The sequence below is a fragment of the Agriterribacter sp. genome, from assembly GCF_035444585.1.
Taxonomy (GTDB): Bacteria; Bacteroidota; Bacteroidia; order Chitinophagales; family Chitinophagaceae; genus Agriterribacter.
On sequence record NZ_DAOMOZ010000028.1, the window covers coordinates 1 to 24594 of the forward strand.

The window sequence follows — 24594 nt, forward strand, 5'->3', positions numbered from 1 at the left end:
CGGTGATGGTCTGCGTTGACTCTCCCGTGCTCCATGAATAGGTTGCACCGGGGTTGCCTGCATCAAGAACAATGTTACCACCGGCACAGATGGCTGCATCGGCGCCCAGGTCCACTACGGGACCACCTCCTCCCGTAACAATAATATCTTGTTCGTAGGAATCTGTAACAGCCCCACTGGTAGTTACCGTAAGGGTTACATGATATGTGCCGGCAGTGGCATAGTTGTGTGATATTGTTGGATTATCGCCGGAAACAGCAGGACTGCCATCCCCAAAATCCCACACATAATTCACTATACTGCCACTGCATGGTATGGAAGCATCGGTAAAACCTACCGAAAGCGTACCGCAAAAACCGGTCTGCATATAAGTGAACATGGGATCAACAGCGGGTTTTGCCGTAATAACAATGGTATCTTTTGCAACACAGCCGTTTTTGGTAACGGTTACCCAATAGCTGCCCGGGCCTAATGCAATTACCGTTTTGGCTGTCATGAATGCGTACGCAGGACTGTAAGTGCTGCCCCATTGATAGGTAGCCTCGGTTACTCCTGCGTCAAGGGTGAGCGTTCCGCCGGTGCACATGGTTTGGTCGGGTCCAAGATTCACGACCAACGGTGGGTTTACATTTACTGTTACGCTTGCCGGCGCGGCTTCAATGCCACATTTGGTTTTGGTAACCGTATAGGTAGTTGTTACCAGCGGACTGGCAACGGGATTGTATACAGAAGTGCTGCTCAGGCCTGTAACCGGTGTCCATACATAAGTAGCGCCGGGTTCCGAGCCTGCATCAAACTGTATACTACCACCAACGCAAATGTTTTTATCCGGACCCAGATCAACAGGGGCAGGGCCGGAAGTTGGATTGGGAAGTGTTATGGTTGAATCTATGAGGTCCATTTCCCCATTGTTCATAACGGAATAAGATATCGTATGCGTTCCACCTGTAGAAAAACTGTATACCGGGTTTTGTTCGCCATATTTTCCGTTGGCATAATCCTCATCCATCACCCATTCCCAATAATTTGCAGGGTCGAGAGGATCACATGAAAAAGAGCTGTCATAAAACTGCACATCTATCGTTCCGCAAGTGTTCAGTATCTGATATCCAAATTTTCCGGTTAAACCTGCAATTCCAGTTACAATTATTGTGTCTCTAACTACGCATGTACCGCTGGTTACCTGACCCCAGAAAATATTAACGCCTGTGGCAGGAGTTAACGAGGCAAAGGGTGTGGTTGCCGTACCCTGGCTCCAGCTATACGAATCATATCCCGATGGTAATGTAAAATACAACTGTCCCCCATCCGCACAAACGGAGGTATCATTGCCCATGCTAAATACGGGCTTTTCATAAATGGTTATAAAAGAAGATTTTGCAGTTGAATGTGTTCCGCTGCTTTGTGAAGTAACCGTAAGGGTAACCGTAAATGATTCAAAAGGATCTGTTGTTGTATAGGTATGCGATGGCGTAGCATCAGGTGTAGTAATTGTAGTGCCATCTCCAAAATCCCAGGTATAACTTACAATCGGATCGCCTGCATTAAAGGTTGATGTGCTCGTAAACGCTACGACCAAAGGCGCACAACCCGATGTTACAGAAGCCGAAAAATCCGCTGTTAAAGCGGATGGACTTCCTACCGGGATATTGCCTGCATTTGAATTGACATATGTCAATAACAGCAGGGATACGAACAGTATAATTCTCTTCATAGGAAATTATTCTTAGTTATTCGAGGATATAGACAACAGTGGTAATAACGTATAATATATTTTTAAATTGTTGCAAACCATTTCCTTAAAAAAAAATTCATGGATAGCTTTGCAGGTGTTAACTTGTAACAATATCACCAATTGATTTTTAATTGATTTCACAAAATACCATACAGCAAATCCTTGCCAGGATTGATATTATAGATATAGTGGGGAGTTTTGTAAAGCTTAAAAAAAGAGGCACAAATTACCTGGGGCTATGTCCTTTTCACAATGAAAAAACGCCTTCTTTCACCGTTTCGCCTGCCAAGGAAATTTATAAATGCTTTGGCTGCGGGAAAAGTGGAAATACCATCGGATTTTTGATGGACCATGAAAAATACAGTTATGCCGAAGCCCTGCGCTGGCTGGCAAACAGGTATAATGTGGAAGTGGAGGAAACAGAGGTAAGCCCCGCCACACGGCAGTTGCATCAAACTGCCGATAGTCTTTATATCATCAATAATTTTGCACAAAAATTTTTCAGCGATCTTCTGCTCCGGAGTGAAGAAGGCCGGGACATAGCGTTGAGCTACCTCGAAGAGCGGGGGTTCAATGCTCCTGTTATAGATAAATTTCAGATCGGGTATTGCAGCAGGCAAAGAGATGCATTTGCAAAAGCCGCTGTGGCAGCGCAATACAATCCGGACTATTTGCAAAAAACCGGACTGGTAGTAATGAGAGATGATCAACTGGTGGATAACTACCGGGGACGCATCACTTTTCCCATACACAATCAAACCGGTAAGATCATTGGTTTTGGCGCCCGCATCATTGGTAAAAACGACAGGGCTCCCAAATACATCAACACACCTGAAAATGAAATTTACAGTAAAAGCAAAATACTCTATGGCTCTTATTTCGCCAGGCAGGCAATTGATAAAGCCGATGAATGTTTGCTGGTAGAAGGTTATACAGACGTGATTTCATTGCACCAGGCAGGCATTGAAAATGTAGTAGCCAGTGGCGGTACATCCTTAACTGCTGATCAACTGCGGCTCATAAAAAAGTACACCTCTAACCTTACCATTATTTATGACGGCGATGCGGCGGGTATTAAAGCCGCGTTAAGGGGGCTCGACCTTGCTTTGGAGGAGGGACTGCAGGTACAACTGGTGTTGATACCCGATAATGACGACCCGGATAGCTATGTAAAAAAAACAGGCAGTGAGGCATTTAAAAAATTTGTAGCCGGTAATAAAAAAGATGTTGTTCTTTTTCAATTGGAAGTGTCGCTGAAAGACGCAGGAAATGATTCCCATAAAAAGGCAGCTGTGGTTAACCGTATTGCCGAAACCATATCGAGGCTCAACAAAACGGAAGATTTTACCAGGCAGCAGGATTATATCAGACAGTGCTCGGAGTTACTTAAAATTGACGAAGCAGGATTGAATGCTTTGGTTAATAAATTCATAAGGGAAAGAATAACAAAGCAGGAAATCAAAGCAGTATCGGATGATGCGAAAGCTGCTGTGGGAACAGAACAGGAGCCGGTAGCAGATGGAGATGATCCTTTAAAGCTGCTGAATAAGGATGAATTAATTGAGCGGAATATGACAAGGGCATTGCTTGAATTTGGAAGTTATGCATGGGATGAGCGACGCAAGGTATCGGATTATATTTTTGAAGAGTTTGAAGCCAGCGGATTGCATGAACTGATAGATAATAAAGAAATGCTTATGGTAATTGAAACATATCGTTCATGGATTAAAGAAGGCATTGATGCGGGCCCCAAACAATTTTTATATCACCCGGATGTGCAGCTCAGCTCAGCGGTTATAGGATTGATGGATACCCGCTATGAATTAAGCGCCAACTGGAAAGATCATTACGACGGCCCCCTGCCAACACGTGAGGACCTTTATAAGGAAGAGGTTTTTTCAACACTGAACTATCTTAAATTAAGAAAGATTAAAAGACTGATGGATGAAAATCAGCGTGATTTGGAAACGGCATCTTCTTCTGAGGACCAGCTTACTTTATTGCAAACACACCAACATTTAAAACAACTTGAGATAGCGCTTACCAAAGACCATGGAACAGTGATCTTCAGATAAACGATTTTTTTGCTATGTAGGGTTTCCGCAAATGGAAGGCTATTTTTCTGCCACAGCGTTTGTGGCCCTGCCGGAGTAACGGCTTGCCCGGGGTTTGGCCTGAACCCTTATCAGTACGGTATTTTTGTCCCTTTTGATGCGGGGAGCCAATTCCTTAACAGATGCGGGGCGGCAGTTTTTAAACAGCAATGCAGTCCACACATGATCAAGCGTTACCTGATATTCACTTTCAAAGCCATTTTGATTGAGCATTTTCCAGCTGCAGTCTCTGTTAAGGTCACTCACAATTTTAGAAGTGGTTTTGGGATAAGCTATCCATAATTTCCCGCCTTCGTCCAGTGCGGGTAAAACTTCTTTTAAAATACCATTTAGCTGGGTTTCATTAATGGCGAATACCAATGCAAAGTCTATACCTCTTGACTTAAGCAAAGGAGTAACGTTCTTGGCAAATGCGATCTTGGCAAACTGTTTTTCGATGGAGGAAGGAAGGCCCTGGATAAGTAAATTCTTTTCTTCAGTAAGTTGAAGTTTTTCAAACATAGTCTGCATCATGCTTCAACACAATTTTTAATTGTTGCAAAAAGAGTTGCAAGATAATAAAATTATGCGGCATGACCAACTTTTGCAGCGCATTGCCCGCAAAAATCATAAAAAAAATGAAATGAGAGGAAAATCTGTCTCCGTCCAGTTTATTTTACAGGCCTGTAATATTTCATAGCGTCTTCTGCATAACGCTTAACTTTTTCGATACGCGTTTCGTCGGAAGGGTGGGTACTTAAAAATTCAGGCGGCTTTTGTCCGCCACCGGCTTTTGCCATGCGTTCCCAGAAGGGAACCGCCTCATTGGGATTATAGCCGGCCATTGCCGCAAAAATCAATCCATACTGGTCGGCCTCTAATTCCTGCTTGCGGGAATTGGGCAACAACACGCCAATCTGGGCCCCCGGCGCATACACTGTGTTGAAGATATTATTTACTGTGGGATTCCCTGAGGTCAATACGCTGCCCACTGTTCCCAGTCCTTCTGCAAGGAGACCCTGGCTCATTCTTTCGTTACCATGCTGCGCTATGGCGTGTGCAATTTCATGTCCCATAACCACTGCCAGTGCCGCTTCGTTTTGCGTAACGGGAAGTATGCCCGTATATACCACTACCTTTCCTCCTGGCATGCACCATGCGTTCACATCTTTTGAATCTACCAGATTAAACTCCCATTGATAACCCTGTAAAATGTCACCTTTGTTTTCGGCGGTATAATATTCGGTGATCGCTTTTGCAATGCGGTTACCTACCCGTTTTACCATTTCTGCATCTTTGCTTACCGAACTGCTTACGATTTTATTCTGTGAAAGAAAGGTTTGGTATTCTGTTTTAGCCATGGTTTGCAATTCCGACTCCGGTAACAATTGCAGCTGGTTTCTTCCCGTAATGGCGTTCCTGCTGCACGAAGCCGTTAAAAGGGCCGATATGGCAATAAAGAATAATTTTAAGCGCATGTGTTTTTGATTTGAATCTGTATTGTTAGCTGATGTGACAATAGAATAATTCAATTGTCATACCAAAAATAATGCGAATGTGTTATTTTTTTAACCGGGACGAAAAATCAAATCAGCGCCTCATTTTTCTGCGGTCACGATATTTTAGTATGGGCGCCTTGTTCTCGCTTCCTTTTAAAAGCCTGGAAATATTCTTCTGATGCGTAAGAATAACGAGCAGGGCCACTACAACGGCAAAAATGCGATAGGCATGATTGTCTACATTGAAAATAACGAGGATGAATACGGGAAAGGCCAAACTGGCTAAAATGGAGCTGAGCGATACAAAACGGGTAAGAAATAATACAAGTGTAAAAACGCCTATACAACACAAAGCCGTCCAGGGAGAAATGCCAAGCACCAATCCGAACAATGTAGCAACCCCCTTGCCGCCCCTGAACTGAGCCCATATGGGATATATATGACCCAGAACAGCGCACAATCCCAATCCTATCTGGAAATTCGTTCTGGCAAATTCATCAACAATATAAAAAGGCAGCAGGTAAGCCAGCTTTACTGCGGCGAATCCTTTGATCATATCTATGATCATTACAACGGTGCCCCATTTATACCCGAGTACCCGGTATGTATTGGTAGCACCGGCATTCCCACTTCCATAATCCCGTATATCAATATTAAAGAAGTATCTGCTCACCCATACCGCCGTAGGAACAGAGCCTATCAGGTATGCCAGTATCACCAGTGTAAGTTCGTTCATCAGATATCAGGTTGAAGTAAGGTTGCAAATATATTCTTTTTTTTACAACTAAACATCGCTTTTAAACAATACCTTCTTTTTTAAACGACATGCAAAGCCAATTATTTTTTTGCTTTATGTTGTCTGTTAAAAACGATTCAGCAAAGGCTGATCTTTCTGTTTCCGTTTTGTCTTCCTGCAATATACCGCTAATAATCAATAAGCCGCCATTATTTAAATTTTGATGAAAATTTTTCATATTGGAAAGAATAACCTGGCGATTGACATTGGCAAGTATCATGTCCCATTTCCCGCTAACAGGGAAATGATCTTCTTTTATGAGCTGTATTTTCCCACATTTATTCTTTTCAAAATTTTCCCGTGCATTTTCAATGCTCCAGTCATCGCAATCAATTGCCAGCACTTTTTCCGCATTCATCTTTTCGGCAAGAATGGCCAGTATGCCCGTACCTGTTCCAAAATCCGCCACTTTTTTGCCTGCGCAGTTGTTCTGACGCATGCTCTCAAGCATTAAAGTTGTAGTGGCATGATGCCCGGTGCCAAAACTCATTTTGGGCGTAATTATAATTTCATATGCTACGTTTTTTATGCTTTTATGAAAATGGGCTCTTACAGCTACAAAATTTTCAATTGTTACCGGCTCAAAGCTATTTTCCCAAATGGCATTCCAGTTTTCATTTTTAACAACAGATACGGAATATTGGGTGCCCGACCCTACGAATTGATGAAATACGCCTTCGTCATACTTCGTTGCAGGAATGTATACCTTTACAAAGCCCTCTCCTTCTTCAAAACCTTCCGCTTCTACGTTCTCGTTTAAACGTGCAATCAGTACTTCACCCTGCTCACTGCTTTCTACCCCAAAAGTTATTTCGATATATTTTTCTTCCATCAGGCAAAATTAAAAAGCCGCCCGCTGATAACAGGCAGCTTTTAAATAAATAGCTGTTATAAAATTAATTATGAGATGCGTTTGATCCGCCCTGTCCCTGGTCTGCTGCGGGTCGCGGCTTTGGCGCAAAGTCGGGCCTGGGCATCAGCGCTTTTCTGCTCAGCTTAAATTTACCGGTTTTATGGTCTACCCCTACCAGCTTTACTTTTACAACATCACCTTCCTTCAGCACACCCTCCATGCTCTCAAGGCGTTTCCAGCTGATTTCGCTTATGTGCAGAAGCCCCTGCTTACCGGGCAGGAACTCTACAAATGCGCCAAATTCCTTTATTCCTTTTACAGTGGCTTCATACACCTCGCCTACTGAAGGCACTGCAACGATCCCTTTTATCCATGCTACCGCTTTATCCAACCCTTCTTTAGCCGGAGAGAAAATACTTACTTCTCCTACCGAGCCCACTTCTTCAATATTAATGGTTGTGCCTGTAGTTCTTTGGATTTCCTGTATTACTTTGCCCTGCGGCCCGATAACAGCACCAATAAATTCCTTATCGATGAACAATTTTTCCATTCGTGGCGCATGAGGCTTTACATCTTCGCGTGCAGCTCCCAGGCAGTTGTACATGGCATCCAGTATGTGTAAACGTCCTTTGCGGGCCTGCTCCAGCGCTTCGCGCATGGTATTCATGCTCAGTCCGTCTATTTTAATATCCATTTGCACACCACAAATCCCTTCCCTCGTTCCTGTAACTTTAAAATCCATATCTCCCAGGTGGTCTTCATCTCCCAGAATATCAGTTAAGATAGCGTATTTGTTGTCGCTTCCTCGCGTGATAAGCCCCATGGCCACGCCACCTATATGTTTGGGAAAGGGAACGCCGGCATCCATTAACGCGAGAGAACCTGCACAAACGGTAGCCATGGAAGAGGATCCGTTCGATTCGAGTATATCGCTCACTACTCTTACGGTATAGGGGTAATCATTTCCGGGCATCATTTGCTTCAACGAGCGCATTGCCAGGTTACCATGACCGATCTCCCTTCTGCCTGGGGCCCGTAAAAATTTAATTTCGCCGGTCGAAAAAGGTGGAAAATTATAGTGCAAAATGAATTTTGAGTAGTCGGACTTTGCAGCGCTTTCTACAAGCAGCTCGTCCAGAGGAGTTCCCAATGTAACGGTAGTAAGCGATTGTGTTTCGCCTCTTGTAAACAATGCGGAGCCATGTGGCGTTGGCAAAAAATCGGTTTCCATTGCCAGAGTACGTACCTCATCTAATTTTCTTCCATCCAGGCGGATGCGGTCATCGAGGATCATATTTCTTACCACTTCCCATTGCAGGTCTTCAAAATATTTCTCAGCGAGTTTTACGTCCTCTTCTTCGGGCTCTTCGCCAAAGCTGGCAGTCAGTTCTTCTTTGAGCTTTGCATAAGCATCACTTCTTTCGTGCTTGGCAGAACCTGCTCTGGCAATTTCGTATATTTTATCTTTGGCAAAAGCTTTCACTTTTTCGAGGATTTCTTCATTTTGTGCAGGCCTGGGATAATCTCTTTTTTCAATAATCCCTTTTTTATCTCTCAGTTCCTGTTGTGCTTTAATTTGCAGTTTAATGGCTTCATGAGCCACTTCAAGGGCTTTTACAAGGTCTTCTTCGGTACATTCTTTTGACTCGCCCTCCACCATCATCAGGTTCTTTTCTGTAGCCCCTATCATAAAATCCATATCGGCTTTTGCCAGTTGGGTTCGGGTAGGGTTAACAATATATTCATTGTCAACTCTGACTACACGTACTTCTGAAATAATTTCTTTGATGGGAATATCGGATACCGCCAATGCCGCAGAGGCAGCCAGGCAGGCCAATGCATCCGGCATAACCTCAATATCACTTGAGATAAGCGTTATAATTACTTGTACTTCACAGAAATAATCTTCAGGAAACAAGGGGCGTAATGCACGGTCCACCAAACGGCTGGTCAATACTTCGTAGTCGTTAAGTTTGGCTTCTCGCTTAAAAAAGGAACCCGGAATACGGCCTGCAGAGGAAAATTTTTCCATATAGTCCACGCTCAGCGGAAAAAAGCTCTGGCCGGGCTTTGGTTCTTTGCTGGCTACTGCGGTAGCCAATATCATACAATTTCCCTGGCGTACAACAACGGCGCCATCCGCCTGGCGGGCCAGCTTTCCTGTTTCAATGGTTATGGTGCGTCCGCCGCCCAGGTCAAATGATACTTCAATTGGTTGAGAGAGCATAAAAATGATTTGAGTTTATGGCCTGCAATTAAAGTATCGGTGGGGTGGTAAATACAGTGGTATTGCAAACCGTGTAGTTAAATAAAATGATAAACGATTGTCATAAAACTACTATTCCCAACATTAAGGTTGGGAATAGTTATAATTGACGAATGTGTTATTTTCTGAGTCCGAGCTTTTCAATCAGTCCGCGGTAACCCTGAAGGTTATGCTTACTGAGGTAGGCAAGTAAGCTTTTTCTTTCCCCTACCAGTTGCAGCAGACCCCTGTTGCTGGAGAAATCTTTTTTGTTCTGCTGAAGGTGCCTGGAAATATGTGCAATACGTTCTGTCAGCAAGGCAATCTGCGCTTCAATAGAACCTGTATTGGTTTCCTTTCCACCAAATTCTGAGAAAATCTTCGTTTTTTTGTCGGCGACTAATGTTGGCATCTCAATTTTTTTTTAAAACATCCCAATAATATCTTCTTCTAATTTGGCCGCAAAGTTAGTAAAAGATCATAAAAGCGTGAATTATTTATCTGAAATATTTTTTAACGTAAATGCTTTACATTCAAACCATACAGTATCACAAAAAGGATCCCTGTAAAAGCAGCTGCCGAAGAAGTTATGATCGTAACAAAATTTCCTCCCCCAAAAGCTATGAACGGCCCCGCAATGCCTATAGCCGTACCCAGCAGATAACTATAGAAGCCGGTTTTCTTTAATCCAAACATCAATATTGCTCCCAGAAGCGTGAATACGGAAGCAACAATGCTGAACAGTGCGCTTTTTTTTATATTGGCAGGCTGGAGCATTTCGCTTGTTCCCGATAACATTTTTTCAGCCAACCTGGATCCTGCATTTCCTTCGTCTTCGAGCTCTTCTCTGGCATCCTGCATGGCCGCCTGCGCAACACCGGCCGTGGTATTTGCGGTAAGGTAGCCGCTTATGCCGCTGATAATGCCCCACCCGCTCCCAATAAAAGTAAGAATGCATAAAACGGTAAGGAATACGGGTCTGACAGGTTTAGAAACTACATCTGGCTGACCGGGCTCAAAATTTTCCATGTCTTTGATTGTTTTAGTATACAAGGATAATAAAAGATTCTTATACCTGAAAGCGATTTAAAATATTCAAAGTCGAAAATACTTTTGATAATCAGTAATTTCCCGGAAAAATCAAACGATTTGAGCAGATCATACGGCTTCGCAATAATAGGCTGCGGTCAAATAAGCGTAAGGCATGCAGAACAAATAAAAAAACATGGAAGCATCCGGGCGGTATGCGATGTGAACCGGCAAAAGGCAGATCAAATGGCGGCGCTATATCAATCAAAGGCGTACTATGATATTGATGACATGCTGCGCTTCGAAAAAGAAATTGATGTGGCCGCAATTTGTACACCCAACGGGCTGCATGCTGAGCACGCAATAACCTGCCTGGAGCGTGGGATGCATGTGCTTTGCGAAAAACCAATGGCCATTACCGTAAAAGATGCACATGATATGTTGCAGGCAGCCATTGCAAACAACAAAAAGCTCTTTGTTGTAAAGCAAAACAGGTACAATCCCCCGGTGACCGAACTGAAAAAAATAATGCGGGAAAATACATTGGGAACGATTTACAGCTTCCAGATCAATTGCTTCTGGAACCGGCCCAAAGCATACTACCTGCATTCGTGGAGAGGCACCAAAGCATTAGACGGAGGAATACTGTTTACCCAGTTCAGCCATTTTATTGATTTACTTTACTGGCTGCTGGGTGATGTAAAAAATATAAATGCTATTGGCCGCAATTTCCAGCACCAGGATTGCATTGAATTTGAAGATACCGGCATAGTGCAGTTTGAAATGATGAATGGCGCTGTAGGATCATTGCATTTCAGCATAAACAGCTTCGGGCGCAATATGGAAGGCTCCATTACCATATTGGGAGAAAAGGGCACTATAAAAATCGGTGGGCAATACCTCAATGTGCTGGAGTATCAGCGTATCCTGGCTTACAGCGTTCCATTATTGCCCGAAAGCAAGGGCGCCAATGAGTATGGTTTTTATACCGGGAGCATGAGCAATCATGATAAGGTATATGAAAATCTACTGAAAGGGCTTGATGGCGGGGAGCATGAGTCTGCCACGGCCGAAGACGGTATTAAAACAGTTGAGATAATTGAGAAGATCTATGCAGGTATGAATTCTCTTTAAAATAACTATCCTTGAAAAAAATTTATTTCACTGTAATTAATGAGCTCGTTTATGATCAGCGCATGATCAGGATTTGCGGTACGCTGTCGCGTCAAAACTATAAGGTTGTGCTTGTAGGGCGGAAGTTCAAAGGGGCTGCCAGGCTGCAACCACACGATTTTCAGCAGGTGCGGTTGCGTTGCCGGTTTGTAAAAGGGCAATTGTTATATATTGAATTTAATATACGCCTGTTTTTTTTCCTGCTGTTCAAAAAAATGGACGCGTTGTGTGCTATTGACCTGGATACCATTCTTCCATGCTATTGGGTATCGCGCATAAAAGGCATACCCGGGATATACGACGCACATGAATTATTCTGCGAGATGAAAGAAGTGCGGAACCGTAAGCATATTTACCGCTTCTGGAAAAAGATAGAGCGTTTTGCTGTGCCCCGGTTTAAGCTGGGCTATACCGTTAATTTGCCGATTGCACAGGAGTTCAAAAAAATGTATAATGTTGATTATGCCATAGTCAGGAATATTGCGGTTTTGGATAATGAAAAGCCGCAAGCGGCAAAAACGGGGGCTTTTCTTTTATATCAGGGGGCCGTCAATGAAGGCAGGAGCTTTGAAACCCTTATTCCTGCCATGCAGCATATTGATGTTCCGTTGATCGTATATGGTGATGGTAATTTTATGGAAGCGGCAAAAAAACTGGTTGAAAAATACAATGTAAAAAGTAAAGTTATTTTTAAAGGAAAGGTTATTCCGGGGGCATTAAAAAAAATCACGCCGTTGGCCACCATTGGCTTTACGTTGTTTGACAGGGAAGGCATGAGCAATTATTACTCACTGGCCAATCGTTTTTTTGATTATATCCACGCAGGTGTGCCACAGATCTGTGTTGACTACCCGGTGTATCATGAAATCAATGCAGCATTTGAAGTTGCTGTGCTCATATCCGATTTGTCGTCCGAAAATATTGCCAGGCAGGTTAATATGCTATTATCCGATACGGCGTTATACGAAAAGCTTCGCCAAAATTGTGTGGCAGCAAGATCCGTGTACAACTGGCAGCATGAAGAAAAGAAGCTGATTGAATTTTACAACAAGCTATTGAAATAAGATTGGAGAAACACTTACATATCATTTGCCTTGATGTACCCTATCCGCCCAACTACGGCGGGGTATTCGATCTGTATTACAAGTTGAAATACCTGCATGAAAGAGGGGTGATCATTCATTTGCATTGTTATGAATACGGTAGGGGAAAGCAGGTTGCCTTGCTGCAATATTGTAATACAGTTCGGTATTATAAACGTTCCCGGGGCTGGCAGTCGCTTGCAGGGGGAATACCATATATTGTTGGTTCACGCGCCGATCCGGCATTACTGCAAAACCTTTCTGAAGATAGTTATCCCGTGCTGTTAGAAGGCATACACAGCACATACCTGCTGTACAAAAACAGGCTGGCAGGAAGGAAAGTGATTTTGCGGTTGCACAATATCGAATTTGAATATTATCAGCAATTATCGCACAATGCTGCTTCTTTGTTTCATAGAATATATTATGCAGTAGAAAGTGTTTTGCTGAAGCATTATGAAAGAAAGATTGCTTCAAAAGCCAGCCTTATTATTGCAGTAACGGAAAAGGATGCCGGTTCATATGCGTCATTATTCGGTGCAGCGAACATCCGCCATCTTCCTGTTTTTACGGCCTGGGATACCGTTGCAGGCAAGGGAGGTAAAGGGGAGTATTGTTTGTACCAGGGTAACCTATCGGTAAGTGAAAATGAGCAGGCTGCTGTATGGCTTATCAAAAATGTGTTTTCCGGTTTGAAGATCCCTTTTGTGATCGCCGGTAAAAATCCTTCTCATACCTTAAAAAAAGAAGTGCAGCTTCATGCGCATATCAGCATAATCGAAAATCCTTCACAAACAGAAATGCAGCAACTGGTTCAGGGTGCGCAGGTCAACCTGCTGCCTTCCTTTACCACTACCGGAATAAAGCTGAAATTTTTACACGCTCTTTTTTGCGGAAGACATTGCATTGCAAACACAGCCATGGCGGAAGGAACGGGTATGAAAAATGCCTGTACCATTGCGGAAAATGACAAGGCCTTTATAGCGGCGATAGAGACATTATACCATCAGCCGTTTACAAAAGAAATGATAGCGGACAGGCAGGAATTGCTTGAAAAATATTTTAATAACCGGCGCAATGCCATGCTGTTAATGGAATGGATATGGGACCGGCAAGCTGTTGTCTGAGCCTTTACCTGGGCCCGGGTCAGGAAAGAGGAATACTCTTATTGCCTTATAAAGGAGGAAACGCCATCCACTTTTTGAGTGATTTCATATTCCACGCCATTTTGTATAGTAATCGCTGACCGGTTTAGGGCGGATTGTATAAACAGCGTGTCGCCGCTAATGGCATACCTGGCGCCAAATGGTTCTGAAGCGCCCGGGAGCTGTTGGCCATTGGTATCCGGGATGTCGAAAATGGAGCCGTTTGGAAAATAGAGCGAATCGCTGCCTATTTGCTGATAATCACTGCTGGCGCTGCTCGATGGCAGTTCGAAATCAATGTGATCCTCCTGCTCATCAACCAATATCCCACCCGCATAAGCTTTTACTTTAACATCGGTTACGATTGCATAGCCTAAATTTGTGGTTTCCATTTTATCGGCTGTAATGGTAAGAATGCCCTTGTTGTTTAGCGTAGTAGTAGCATATGTAGCTACGATCCTTCCGGGAACGCCTCCATAGTCAAAAGATGTTCCGGATTCCACTGCCGTGGTAAGCTCGTTGAATTTCCACACGCCCAGCAACGATGCAGGCTTGTTGTTGCCTGGTGAAGGGCTCTCAAATGATAATTCTTTCTGGCACGATATCAGGGAAAATGCCAATAACAGCATGACCGGGAATGTAGGGATATTCCGCATACGGGTTTAACGTATTAGATGCAAATATAGAAAAAGTGGTGATATACTTAAAAAAGAAAAGCCTGTAATACTTGCAATGATGTACACAGGCTTTTCGAGAAATGCTGACTAATCTTTTAAATTCAGGTAATTTTTAACCTCGGCGTAATTGTTCCAGTTAATGGCTGCTGCTTTACGTGCTGCCGGTGTGCCTCCGGGAATAAGGATGTAACGGAACTGAGATATGCCCTGACTACTTGACACATCGTAATTGGAGGTCAGAATAATTGTATCTGCCGTGAGGTATGGATCGATTACAATATTTGGATCCGTTTCTTCTGCATCAAAAAGTATGTTGGGTAGCACAGAACAGGGTAGAGAAACAATTAAAGGTTGGTCGGCGGTGCTGAGGTTCCAATATATTTTTACCGCTCCCGAATTCAATATTTCATTCGACAAACCCGGGGCAGGAATAATGGCTATGCCATTCTCGTCAAATGTTACATCCAGCCACTCTGAGTAAATCACATTTGCCGTGCCATCATCGCCTTTAGCACCTGCCGGTCCCTGTGCTCCGGCGGGCCCGGCTGCTCCTGCAGGTCCGGCCGGTCCTGCAGGACCTTCTTTTGAACAGGATGCCAACGATAAGCCTGCTGCCATCAATGCAACGACAGCTATTTGAAAAGTCAATTTTTTCATACCGAATCAATTTTAATTAAATAGATCACTAAAAATAGTGAATTAATACTTAGACTTATTCTAAGACCGCATTTATCTTTTTACGGGAAATGTTTATATAAATACTCATTAGCATAACCAATTCCTAATAAACCCAGGTAATCCAGGTTTTTGCATCATCGGCGCTTACCATATCATAGCTGGTTTCACTTGTTTGGACAAGGTAAAATCCTGCAGGATTAAGAAAGTTTCCCGCGGTGGCTAAATAAGCATCTTCAGCCTCAGGAGGTACATCTCCCAAAGTGCCAAGGTAGGTAAACATTATCCTTCCGTCTGAAGTAAAAGCAGGCGTTTGGTATGCAGCGCCGAAATTTAAAGCCAGCTCCTCGGCATCAGCAGTTATAAACCCAGTAAGATCATAGGTGATTCCGCTGTTTGTTCCATATTTTGGCCAAAAAATCATAAAAGCATAATCAGGTATGCTGGTTACTCCATAGGCATCATCCACTCCGTTTACATGGAAGCCCTGCAAAGATACCCAGTACCCGTCATCATCCGCAGCCTTCTGCCACCAGCGCCGGGGAGCGTTTACATCTGTTTTTAACGGCTTAACAGCGCCTGCAATTGCGCCTGCGGTATTATTTACATTAACGCTCAGCGTTTGTGTGTCATCGCTCCAGGAAATATCCGAAAACCCGGTGATGGTTTGTGACCCGTTGGTTAAAGGGTTCTCAAATTGTATTCCTCCCGCTTTGAAATAATAAGCTGTGGCAAACTGCTTTATTGCTCCGCCCGATAGCCACTGAAAAACAATCGTCCGGGAAGCAGGATCAATATGCACTTCATATTCCACACCATCCAGGGTTAGTCTTTTAAAATAATTTTTAATGTTGGCGATGTTTATAAAAGATAAAGCATCTGCCCATTCCCCATTTTGCCACTCATCCAGCTCCTGCTGGGAGGCTTTTTCCAGCCTGACCCTGGTATTATTCATCTTTCCGGTAAGTATGATGCTGTCGGCGTATAAAGTATCCAGTGCAAATTCGAAATCAGACAACAGGCCGCTGCCGTAGGAGCCTCCGTTTACGGCGGCATCGGGATCGGCCAAAAGATGCAGATAGGAATAGGTATCAAAGATCAATGTGGGTTGCTGCAAGGCTTTTAAACGGTAGCTGCTTTCTTTCTGGTGTTTGGCCGTAGCCGTATCAAAATCCGAATACATCACAACCCTGTTCTCGCTGTTGAACCTGAAATAAAAATGATAAATACCGCCGTTGCCGGGTATAATCGTTGCCTTCCAGCCTGTTGGCGAGCTTACAAGCGCAGCCTGGTAATCGCTTAGTGTTTTATTGATGCGCTCATCGGGCGACTGATCAAAAACGGACTCATCTTTGCGGCATGCCGTAAAGCAAAGCGTTATGGATAAAATATATAAGGCGATCTTTTTCATTTGTATAATTTTTTTTCTTTGATCCTATTTCACCAGCACTGTTATGGATGCCCTTGTACGGGTTTGCAAGCTGTAAAAATCAATATTCCAAACATCTTTAAAATAATTAACCACAATTGCTTCTTTCCTGCGCAGCCTTGTTTGTGCTTCTTCGTCTGCAAGTCCGTTTACCATCGTGTTGAACCATGTTCTACCTTCCACCAGCATCATAGAAGTCATTTCCACAAAGTCCTCATCGGGGAACGACATGGCATAAGCAGAGATAAAGCCCTGTTCGTTGGCGGCTTGATCACTTACATTGTTCCAGTTGGAAGTATAATTGCCTACGGATATTTGCTTGAATTCCTGCGGATACATCACATTCTGGTGCAGGATATGGGCAAATTCATGCTCTATGGTATGGAACATTTGTTTCACGGTAAAGGAATCTTCGGGCTGATATCCATCCATACCCTTAACCCGGAAATCATTGAGCTGATACAGTAATATTTTGCGCCCGCCTTCTGCCTGCCCCAATGTAATGGTGCCGTCCATATTCCAGCTTGCGCTTCCCGCCAGGACAAAAAACTTGGGACAATATTTTTTCATGAACAGCTCACTGGTTTCGGCCACATAGTTGTCAATCCATACCTGCTTTACTGCGCTAAGCACCGGCAATACCTTCGCTTCATCGGGTGGTACTATAACTTTATTAAATTCCATTTCCGACTGATCCCATTTGTATTTCACAGCTACATTATAGGGTACGGTAAGGTTGCTGAGTATCCAGTCGTCAACAGGACCCTTTACCCAGGTATCACCTCCCAGTCCTGCAATATCATCGGCGTTGCCCGAAAGGTCGTCTTTCCCGCAGGACGGCATCACAACCGTACAGGAAAAAATGAACAAAAAAGTTTGTAAAGATTTCATATAGTAGTTTGAATGTTCTTATTATGGTTAAACAATTGTCTCGCCTATCTTGGGTTTTGATCAACATCCGATAATGCTGCTGTTTGGGGTATCTGCAACACCCTTCTCAAATCGTTTTCGGCCAGTTCAATTACTTCTCCTTCGGCAGTAGCATGTGTTACCACGATCCTGTGCCTCAATATATCGAACCAGCGCATCCCTTCCTGAGCGTATTCGGCTCTTTTAAAATCAAGTATCGTTTGCAATATGCCTTCCCGCAGATCAGCAGTGCCGTAAAAATTTTTAATTTTTGTTTCAGTGATACGATGTGCTGCTGTATTATAGCCGGTGATCCGTGTGGAAGCATAGCTATTAAGATCTGTAAGTGCATCACTGGTATTATTAAGGGCATTATTGGCTTCAGCTTTATTGAACAATACTTCTTCCACCGTAAAAAGAGGAACCATAATGTATCCTACGCCTATGTTTGCGTTTACAGAGTTGCGCACAAAATATTCATTGATCTTGGGGATCATATAATTGTTGGTGCCGGCTGTATAGGTATGATTCCTGAATGCCCAGTTGCCGCCCGTAACATTGCTTGCAAAAATTTCATCCCGTATCGCGGATGTCATACCATACCGTACACTGTAATAATAACGGCCCCACCATGATGGCGTTTCACCAAGCAGTAAATTGGCCGATTGGGTTGCCTTTGCATATTCGGCCCACATTTCGCGATAGGTATAGGTAAGGTAGGTCGTATTCCAGGGGCGCAATAAGGTAGTTACATTGCTGCCGGTAAATACCTGGCTGGCATGGTCAATAACTTTTGCGTAATCTTGCTTAAATAAATAAAACCGGGTGGCAAAAGCATGGGCTGCAGCTTTGGTAAAATGATAGCGCGGTACTGTATATTTTTGATCAACGATCAAAGGCAAACCTTCCAGTAAGTCCTTTTCAATCATTTCATATACATAACCTACCGTTTTTCTTTCATAATTTTTGATCACCACTTTTTCGGGTTCTGTTACATAGGGAATGCCCGGATCTGATGAAGCGGTAGCCGGGTCATATACCTTTGAAAACAGGGTTACCAGCATAAAATGCGCATAGGCTCTGGCAACCAGCGCTTCACCTTTCTGTGCCTGGTAATCGGCAGGGTTTGGAGCGGTATTGCAGGCTTCCAGTGCATGGTTGGCCGCAGCTATAGCCGCATAACACGCATTCCAGTAATATTCGGGAGAATCCTGCTGGTTATCGGCCACATCTTTATACAGGTAAGAATTAGCATTGGTTATGTCCTGCTCCCCTACTCCTTTGTCGGCGACATTATCCGACAGTGACTCACAAAAATCCATGTAATTGGCCTGCGGATAAGCCGTGCCCAGCAGTTGCGAAACTTTTTCGGGCGAATTGAGCTCTGTTCTGTTATCGGGCAAATGCTCCAGGTATTTTTTACAACCGGTATTTGCTGCAAGCAATACAACACAGAAGTACAGGAAAGATTTTTTCATGATCAGATAATATTAAATACCCACTTTTACGGAAAGTGTAATTTGTTTTTGAATGGGTTGTGCCACACCCCCCGAGTTAAAAAATTCGGGGTCCTGTCCCTTTAATTTTTCATCGGCATAGATAAGCCACAGATTAGCTGCGGCTGCCGTAACCGACAGGCTGTTGAGTCCTATCCGTTGTACGGTATTGGCGGATAGCTGGTAAGAAAGCGATACTGTTTTTAAACGTATGAAGTCGCCTCTGGCTACTCTTTGGGTGGAATAATTGTAATTGTTATAAGGATAAGCGGCATTCAGCTGCGCAGCTTCAAAGGCTTCCAGTATGGACGGAACATTTGTTAACAATTCATCGCCGGGCAATACCCACCGGTCATTGAACTCCTTGGGCATAGCATCCAGGTCGGAGTAGTATGTTTTAAACGCGGGGTATAATCTTATTTTATTCCCCGCCTGGTAGGTAATAAAAATATTTGCCGAAAATGCTTTGTAATGAAAGGTATTGGAAAAGCCACCGTTAAAGGGCGGATCAACAGGCCCCTCGTATACCAGATGTTCTGTTTTTTGATCCTGTAGATATACCGCAGCGGCAGTTTTGCCGTTTTCATCTACAAACTGCGGGACACCGGTATTGTGTTCCAGTCCTTTGTAATTCAGTGAAAACAAGCTGCGTACGGGATATCCTTCTTTGTTGCCTCCCTCCGCCACTACGAGGCTGAAGATATCAGGAATGTTTTTGGCGTTGGTGATCCTGTTCTTATTATAACCGAAAGTAAAAGAGCTTTTCCATCCCCAGTTGTGCCCGCGTATAATTTCACCTCCCAGCAGTACTTCGCTGCCCCAGGAATCCATATCAGCGTAGTTGGCTGCTTTATAGGCTTCACCGCCGATACCAGAAGTTTTTATGATGCTGATGAGGTCGAAACTCTTACGCTGATAAACGTCAATGCTAAAATTCAGCCTTCTGTCGAGCAAAGTGGCATCCAGTCCTATATTACCGGTATATGATTTTTCCCAGGTAAGCTCCGAATTTTCGAGGCTCGCCAATTGAATTACGGATTCCCGTTCCGATAAGTAAGGTCTGTTGGAATTAATGCTTCTCAAAACCACGTTGGAGTTGTTGGCGGGCCCCATACTCGCCGTTAAGCCGTAACTGGCTCTTAATAATAAATTATCCAGCCAGCTTATATCACTCATGAAAGATTCCCTGTCTGCGTTCCAGGATGCAGCAACACTCCAGGTAGGCAACCAGCGTGCCGTACTGGATTTTCCGAGACGGTTTGAACCATCGTACCTGCCGGTAGCTGTAAAATTATACTTTGAGTTGAAAGTATAATTGCCCGTTGCATAAAAGGCAACAAAGCGATCGTAGTCCCTGCTCATTCCATAATACGGAAAGTTACTTTCAATGGTTTGTTTGAGTATCCTGTAATCAATGGCGGGCAAACCGCCGTTATCGTACTGGTATCCGTAACCGGTGTTGCTGAAGTTTTGCCTGTCGGCAGATTTTACCTGCATGCCTCCCAGGAGGTTTATTGAATGATGATCATTGATAACCGTAGAATAATTAACGCTGTTCCGGAAATCATAGCTCAGTAAAAAATCCTCAGCCCTGTTATAAAAACCGCCATAAGGCAATACCACAACGGGTTCTGCTTCGGGATCGTCCGGATCGCGGTAAAGGAATTTATTGTTTTGAGCGATCGTGGCTGTGCCGGCCGACCGGTAGGCTTCGGCCATATTGGCGTTTTCGGTAACCTGGTGCTCGCGGGTTGATTTTACATAACGCAGCGCGCCGGTAAATTCATACCTGAAATTTCTTGCAAATTTATAGTTGATATCTCCCTGCAGCCTCAGGTCAATGATATTGATATCAAGAAAATTATTCCGGAGTTCATTGATAATATTAAAAGGCGCAAAATTCCGCCTGAAGTATTCTTCATTTCTATTTTCGTCGTATGCGGTAATGGTACGGCTGGTGTTCAATGCAAAGCTAAAAGGGTTGATATCAAAGTCGCGGTCGTACTGCCCTTCAACCGGGTTGGGGTTTCGGGCTAAGGTTCCCGGCGCTCTTTGCTGGCGAACGGAGCCCAGTGTAGCAAAGCCAACGGAAAATTTATCGGAAAATTTATAGTTGTTACGGAAGTTGAGGGTATAGCGGTTCACCTTGTCGGCTATCGTCCAGCCATTGTCGCCATAATAGCTCATTGAGAAATAGCTCTGTGATCTTTCCGTGCCGCCGGATATGCTCAGTGAATGCTCCTGCACCAGGTTATTGCGGAATAAAACGTCGAACCAGTCGGTATTGGCAGTAGCATAGCGTTTCAAAAAAGCCGCCCTTGCTTCCCGGGTATTCTGAAGCGGAAAATTACCGTTATCATCGGCACTCATCAGTTCATACATCTTACCGTATACACCGTTGTCGGCGCGGTTAAGTATATTCGGATTTAAGGAACCCTTACGTTCCAGTTCTCCCAACACCGACATCTGTTGCAGGGAGTTCATGATATTATAATCGGCATATGTGGGCTTTAGCTGTGTGGTAAAATTGCCGGTATATGCTACCCTGGTTTTACCGGCCCGCCCTTTTTTTGTGGTGATCACAACTACCCCGTTCATGGCTCGTGCCCCATACAATGCAGTGGCGGCAGCATCTTTCAGGATATCAAAACTTTCAATATCATTGGCATTCAGACCGGCAACTGCTGAGCCCAGCAAAGTAGTGGGATCGCCGCTCGACAACTGGTCGTTTGAGATATTGATAATGTCTTCCAGCACCACACCATCCACTACCCACAAAGGTTTGTTATCACCATTCAATGAAGTGGCTCCCCGTACCCGCACTTTGGGAGCGGCGCCGAAGGTTCCGGAAACATTTTGAACAGCTACTCCTGCCGCACGGCCTTCGAGCATCCGGCTTACATCGGCCACACCATTCATCTTAATGTCATCCGCTTTCAGCGAAGTGGCGGCCCCTGCAAATTTTTTCTTATCGAGATTTTGAAAACCCGTGATAACCACTTCCGCCAGGGCTCCCTCATCTTTAGTCAATACCACATCAAGATAACTTTCTCCATGGTAAACAACAATTTTAGGGGCCTTACTGATAAATGTAAATTGCAGGCTGTCGCCATTCCTTACAGCTATTGTAAATTCGCCATCGCTATTGGTCAATGTTCCGTCACCGCTCCTCAGGTTTTCAACAGATACCCCTCCCAGTGCAACCTGTTCGTCTCCGTCTGTTACTTTACCGTTTATTCTTACAGAATCCCCGGCAGACTGGAAAAGCCCCTCGCCCCGCCCGGTATAAAAGAAGCATAGCACGATAAAAGTGAAGCCAATTGTTTTTGAAATTTGCCTGAAGTACTCCCTGGTGGAAGAGTCCTTTTTATGAAAAATCATATCAGTTAGTTTACGTAGTTTTTTAATAGGACAACTATTTGGAGTAAAACGTTGATTGAAAACGCTTTATTTTTTAAAAAATTTTAAACAAAGGCGTCTGCAAGATAAATAAATCCTTTCTATCCTTTTTTAAAGGTTTATTACCCTATACGTAAATATCCTGGCAAAGGAAAGCGCTTTATACCCCGGCCAATAGCAGTTTGTGCTGAAGAAGGTTTGTATAAAAACGAAGTATATTATCTTCGCGCCGCTTTACAGCCATTAATATGGTTGTGAAATAATATTTTTAAACAATAAAAAAATCAAATGCGTAATATGAAAAAGTATAGAGCCGGGGTGCTTTTTGGTGAAGAACTGGAAGCGTTATATAAAGACGCAAAAGAAAACCAGTTTGCTTTGCCTGCTGTTAATTGCATTGGTACCAACACCATTAACGCTACACTTGAAACCGCTGCAAAAGTTAATTCACCTGTTATTGTTCAGTTCTCCAATGGCGGTGCACAATTTATTGCAGGAAAGGGAATGCCGAATGATAAGCTGCAGGCCAATATTTCGGGCGCAGTTTCGGGTGCGCTGCATATTCATAATGTGGCTAAATATTATGGCGTTCCGGTTATACTGCACACCGACCATGCCGCAAAAAAATGGCTCCCATGGGTGAGTGGACTTATAGATGCCGGTGAACAATACTTCAAAGAAAAAGGCCAACCCCTTTTTAGCTCGCATATGCTTGATCTGAGCGAAGAGCCCATTGAAGAAAATATTGAAACTTCTGTTGCATTTTTTAAGCGCATGCAGCCCCTGGGCATGGGCATTGAAATTGAGCTGGGGGTTACCGGCGGTGAGGAAGACGGGGTTGATAACAGCAATGTTGATAACGATAAATTATATACGCAACCGCAGCATGTAGCCTATGCGTACACTGAGTTGAGCAAAGTGGGAAAGCTTTTCACCGTAGCGGCTGCTTTTGGTAATGTGCATGGCGTATATAAGCCGGGAAATGTAGAGCTGCGGCCGGAGATATTGAACAACAGCCAGGTGTATATTCAAAACGAATTAAAAACCATAGCCAGGCCTGTATATTTTGTGTTTCATGGCGGCAGTGGTTCACCCCAGCACCAGATCCGCGAAGCCATTGGTTACGGTGCCATTAAAATGAACCTTGATACCGATCTTCAATGGGCGTTCTGGGAAGGCGTGCTCGGTAATTACAAAAAGAGCGAAGCCTATCTGCAGGGGCAATTGGGAAATCCCGAGGGTGACGATAAGCCCAATAAAAAGTACTACGATCCCAGGGTATGGCTGCGTAAGGGAGAAGAAAGTTTTGCTAAGAGGTTGGAAATTGCGTTCAATGATCTGAATTGCATCAACAGGAACGCATAAGATTTCTGCTTCCCGCCTTTGCGATTAAAAGAACAAGAGCGTGTATCAAAAGGTTTTTAAAGGCGCTGAGAATCGCATATTTGACCTTTTCACTCCATCTGCTTACCGAATAAAGAGGCTGCCTCAGACTTTTGAGGCAGCCTCTTCAAATTTTGGAGCTATTCTGATTGTTTCATTTCCTGTAACCTTTTTTATTTTATACGATCTAACAACCGTAAGTAAATTCTTCAAATTAAACCATAGTAATATGAAAGCTGATAAATCAGTAAAACCATTCTTCGCATTTGCGGTTGTTTCTGCCGCTATGCTTTTCACAACTGCATTTTCACAGGATAATCCGAAACTTTCGGATGCGGAAGTAGCCTCCGTTGCCGTGGTGGCGAACCAGATCGACATCGATTACGCGGCCATTGCAAAACAAAAATCGAAGAATGAAGACATTCTGAAATTTGCTGCTATGATGGCGGATAATCATAAAGCAGTGATTGACCAGGCTGCGGCGCTGGTGAAAAAGCTTGGGGTTACACCAAAAGACAATGCCGTTAGTCAGAAGCTGCTGGCAGATGCAAAAAAAACGGAAAAGATATTGCGTTCAAAAAAAGGCAATTCGTTTAACAAGGCGTATATAAACAATGAAGTAGCTTATCATAAAGCAGTAATTGGCGCGGTAGAGGGGCTTTTGATACCCGAAACGGAAAACGCGGAGCTAAAGGAATTGCTGCAGAATGTTGTTCCGTCATTGAAAGCCCATCTTCAGCATGCCGAAACGGTACAGAAGAAGTTTTAAATAATGCAGCGCGGCGTGAATAACGGGAATCATTCTGTGTAATTCCGGTAACCTCGTCAAAATCCGGCGTAAACAAAAGGGTTGGTGGGTATAATGGCTGCCGACCCTTTTGGTTTATTGCAAGAGTATAGAATATACTTTTCGCTTTCTTCTCACGGTTTGTTGCCGGCTGAAAATTAACCGCAATATACTGAACCGAAAAACTGA

General features: G+C 43.8%; 20 protein-coding genes. 6 read left to right on the forward strand and 14 right to left on the reverse strand.

The window, feature by feature from the left end:
* A partial coding sequence (locus PLH26_RS04935) for a PKD domain-containing protein (RefSeq protein ID WP_324584881.1) occupies window positions 1-1714 on the reverse strand: 1714 nt, incomplete at its 3' end.
* Between the two features lie 152 nt (window positions 1715-1866).
* On the opposite strand from PLH26_RS04935, the gene dnaG reads away from it, so the two are divergent.
* The gene (gene dnaG, locus PLH26_RS04940) at window positions 1867-3810 is read left to right on the forward strand and encodes a DNA primase (protein ID WP_324584882.1); all 1944 of its coding nucleotides are present in this window, start codon (window positions 1867-1869) and stop codon (window positions 3808-3810) included.
* A 39-nt stretch (window positions 3811-3849) separates the two neighbouring features.
* Here dnaG and PLH26_RS04945 read toward each other — a convergent pair whose 3' ends face one another.
* The 7 genes from PLH26_RS04945 to PLH26_RS04975 form a co-directional block, all read right to left on the reverse strand.
* Window positions 3850-4362 (reverse strand): hypothetical protein, encoded by a 513-nt coding sequence (locus PLH26_RS04945; RefSeq protein WP_324584883.1) that lies wholly within the window; start codon window positions 4360-4362, stop codon window positions 3850-3852.
* Between the two features lie 137 nt (window positions 4363-4499).
* Window positions 4500-5306 (reverse strand): M48 family metallopeptidase, encoded by an 807-nt coding sequence (locus PLH26_RS04950; protein WP_324584884.1) that lies wholly within the window; start codon window positions 5304-5306, stop codon window positions 4500-4502.
* Window positions 5307-5418: 112 nt separating this feature from the next.
* Window positions 5419-6063, reverse strand: coding sequence for a glycerol-3-phosphate 1-O-acyltransferase PlsY (gene plsY / locus PLH26_RS04955; RefSeq protein WP_324584885.1), 645 nt, complete (start codon window positions 6061-6063; stop codon window positions 5419-5421).
* A gap of 61 nt (window positions 6064-6124) precedes the next feature.
* Window positions 6125-6955: a 50S ribosomal protein L11 methyltransferase gene (gene prmA / locus PLH26_RS04960; RefSeq protein ID WP_324584886.1), complete on the reverse strand. Its 831-nt coding sequence runs from the start codon at window positions 6953-6955 to the stop codon at window positions 6125-6127.
* 64 nt (window positions 6956-7019) lie between these two features.
* The gene (gene pnp, locus PLH26_RS04965) at window positions 7020-9203 is read right to left on the reverse strand and encodes a polyribonucleotide nucleotidyltransferase (RefSeq protein WP_324584887.1); all 2184 of its coding nucleotides are present in this window, start codon (window positions 9201-9203) and stop codon (window positions 7020-7022) included.
* Between the two features lie 157 nt (window positions 9204-9360).
* The gene (rpsO, locus tag PLH26_RS04970) at window positions 9361-9633 is read right to left on the reverse strand and encodes a 30S ribosomal protein S15 (protein WP_324584888.1); all 273 of its coding nucleotides are present in this window, start codon (window positions 9631-9633) and stop codon (window positions 9361-9363) included.
* Window positions 9634-9734: 101 nt separating this feature from the next.
* Window positions 9735-10250, reverse strand: a complete 516-nt coding sequence (locus tag PLH26_RS04975) for a hypothetical protein (protein WP_324584889.1) — start codon at window positions 10248-10250, stop codon at window positions 9735-9737.
* 120 nt (window positions 10251-10370) lie between these two features.
* On the opposite strand from PLH26_RS04975, the gene PLH26_RS04980 reads away from it, so the two are divergent.
* From PLH26_RS04980 to PLH26_RS04990, 3 genes are read left to right on the forward strand one after another with little or no spacing between them, the layout of a single operon-like run.
* Window positions 10371-11384, forward strand: coding sequence for a Gfo/Idh/MocA family protein (locus PLH26_RS04980; RefSeq protein WP_324584890.1), 1014 nt, complete (start codon window positions 10371-10373; stop codon window positions 11382-11384).
* Window positions 11385-11395: 11 nt separating this feature from the next.
* Window positions 11396-12487 (forward strand): glycosyltransferase, encoded by a 1092-nt coding sequence (locus PLH26_RS04985; RefSeq protein WP_324584891.1) that lies wholly within the window; start codon window positions 11396-11398, stop codon window positions 12485-12487.
* Window positions 12488-12489: 2 nt separating this feature from the next.
* Window positions 12490-13632, forward strand: coding sequence for a glycosyltransferase (locus PLH26_RS04990; RefSeq protein WP_324584892.1), 1143 nt, complete (start codon window positions 12490-12492; stop codon window positions 13630-13632).
* Between the two features lie 38 nt (window positions 13633-13670).
* Here PLH26_RS04990 and PLH26_RS04995 read toward each other — a convergent pair whose 3' ends face one another.
* From PLH26_RS04995 to PLH26_RS05020, 6 genes are all read right to left on the reverse strand, one after another.
* A complete protein-coding gene (locus PLH26_RS04995; protein ID WP_324584893.1) occupies window positions 13671-14306 on the reverse strand; it encodes a hypothetical protein in 636 nt (211 codons plus the stop codon).
* 108 nt (window positions 14307-14414) lie between these two features.
* Window positions 14415-14984 carry a hypothetical protein gene (locus tag PLH26_RS05000; RefSeq protein WP_324584894.1) on the reverse strand — a complete coding sequence of 190 codons (570 nt, stop codon included), beginning with the start codon at window positions 14982-14984 and terminating at the stop codon, window positions 14415-14417.
* Between the two features lie 124 nt (window positions 14985-15108).
* Entirely contained in the window at window positions 15109-16413 is a 1305-nt protein-coding gene (locus PLH26_RS05005) for a DUF4302 domain-containing protein (RefSeq protein WP_324584895.1), read from the reverse strand.
* Window positions 16414-16437: 24 nt separating this feature from the next.
* The gene (locus tag PLH26_RS05010; protein ID WP_324584896.1) at window positions 16438-17322 is read right to left on the reverse strand and encodes a zinc-binding metallopeptidase; all 885 of its coding nucleotides are present in this window, start codon (window positions 17320-17322) and stop codon (window positions 16438-16440) included.
* 44 nt (window positions 17323-17366) lie between these two features.
* On the reverse strand, window positions 17367-18818 hold the full coding sequence (locus PLH26_RS05015; RefSeq protein ID WP_324584897.1) for a RagB/SusD family nutrient uptake outer membrane protein: 1452 nt from the start codon (window positions 18816-18818) through the stop codon (window positions 17367-17369).
* 12 nt (window positions 18819-18830) lie between these two features.
* A complete protein-coding gene (locus PLH26_RS05020) occupies window positions 18831-22217 on the reverse strand; it encodes a SusC/RagA family TonB-linked outer membrane protein (RefSeq protein WP_324584898.1) in 3387 nt (1128 codons plus the stop codon).
* 315 nt (window positions 22218-22532) lie between these two features.
* Between PLH26_RS05020 and fbaA the strand changes: the two genes are divergently transcribed.
* A complete protein-coding gene (gene fbaA / locus PLH26_RS05025; RefSeq protein WP_324584899.1) occupies window positions 22533-23600 on the forward strand; it encodes a class II fructose-bisphosphate aldolase in 1068 nt (355 codons plus the stop codon).
* 247 nt (window positions 23601-23847) lie between these two features.
* A complete protein-coding gene (locus PLH26_RS05030) occupies window positions 23848-24387 on the forward strand; it encodes a DUF4142 domain-containing protein (RefSeq protein WP_324584900.1) in 540 nt (179 codons plus the stop codon).
* The last annotated feature ends 207 nt before the right edge of the window (window positions 24388-24594 follow it).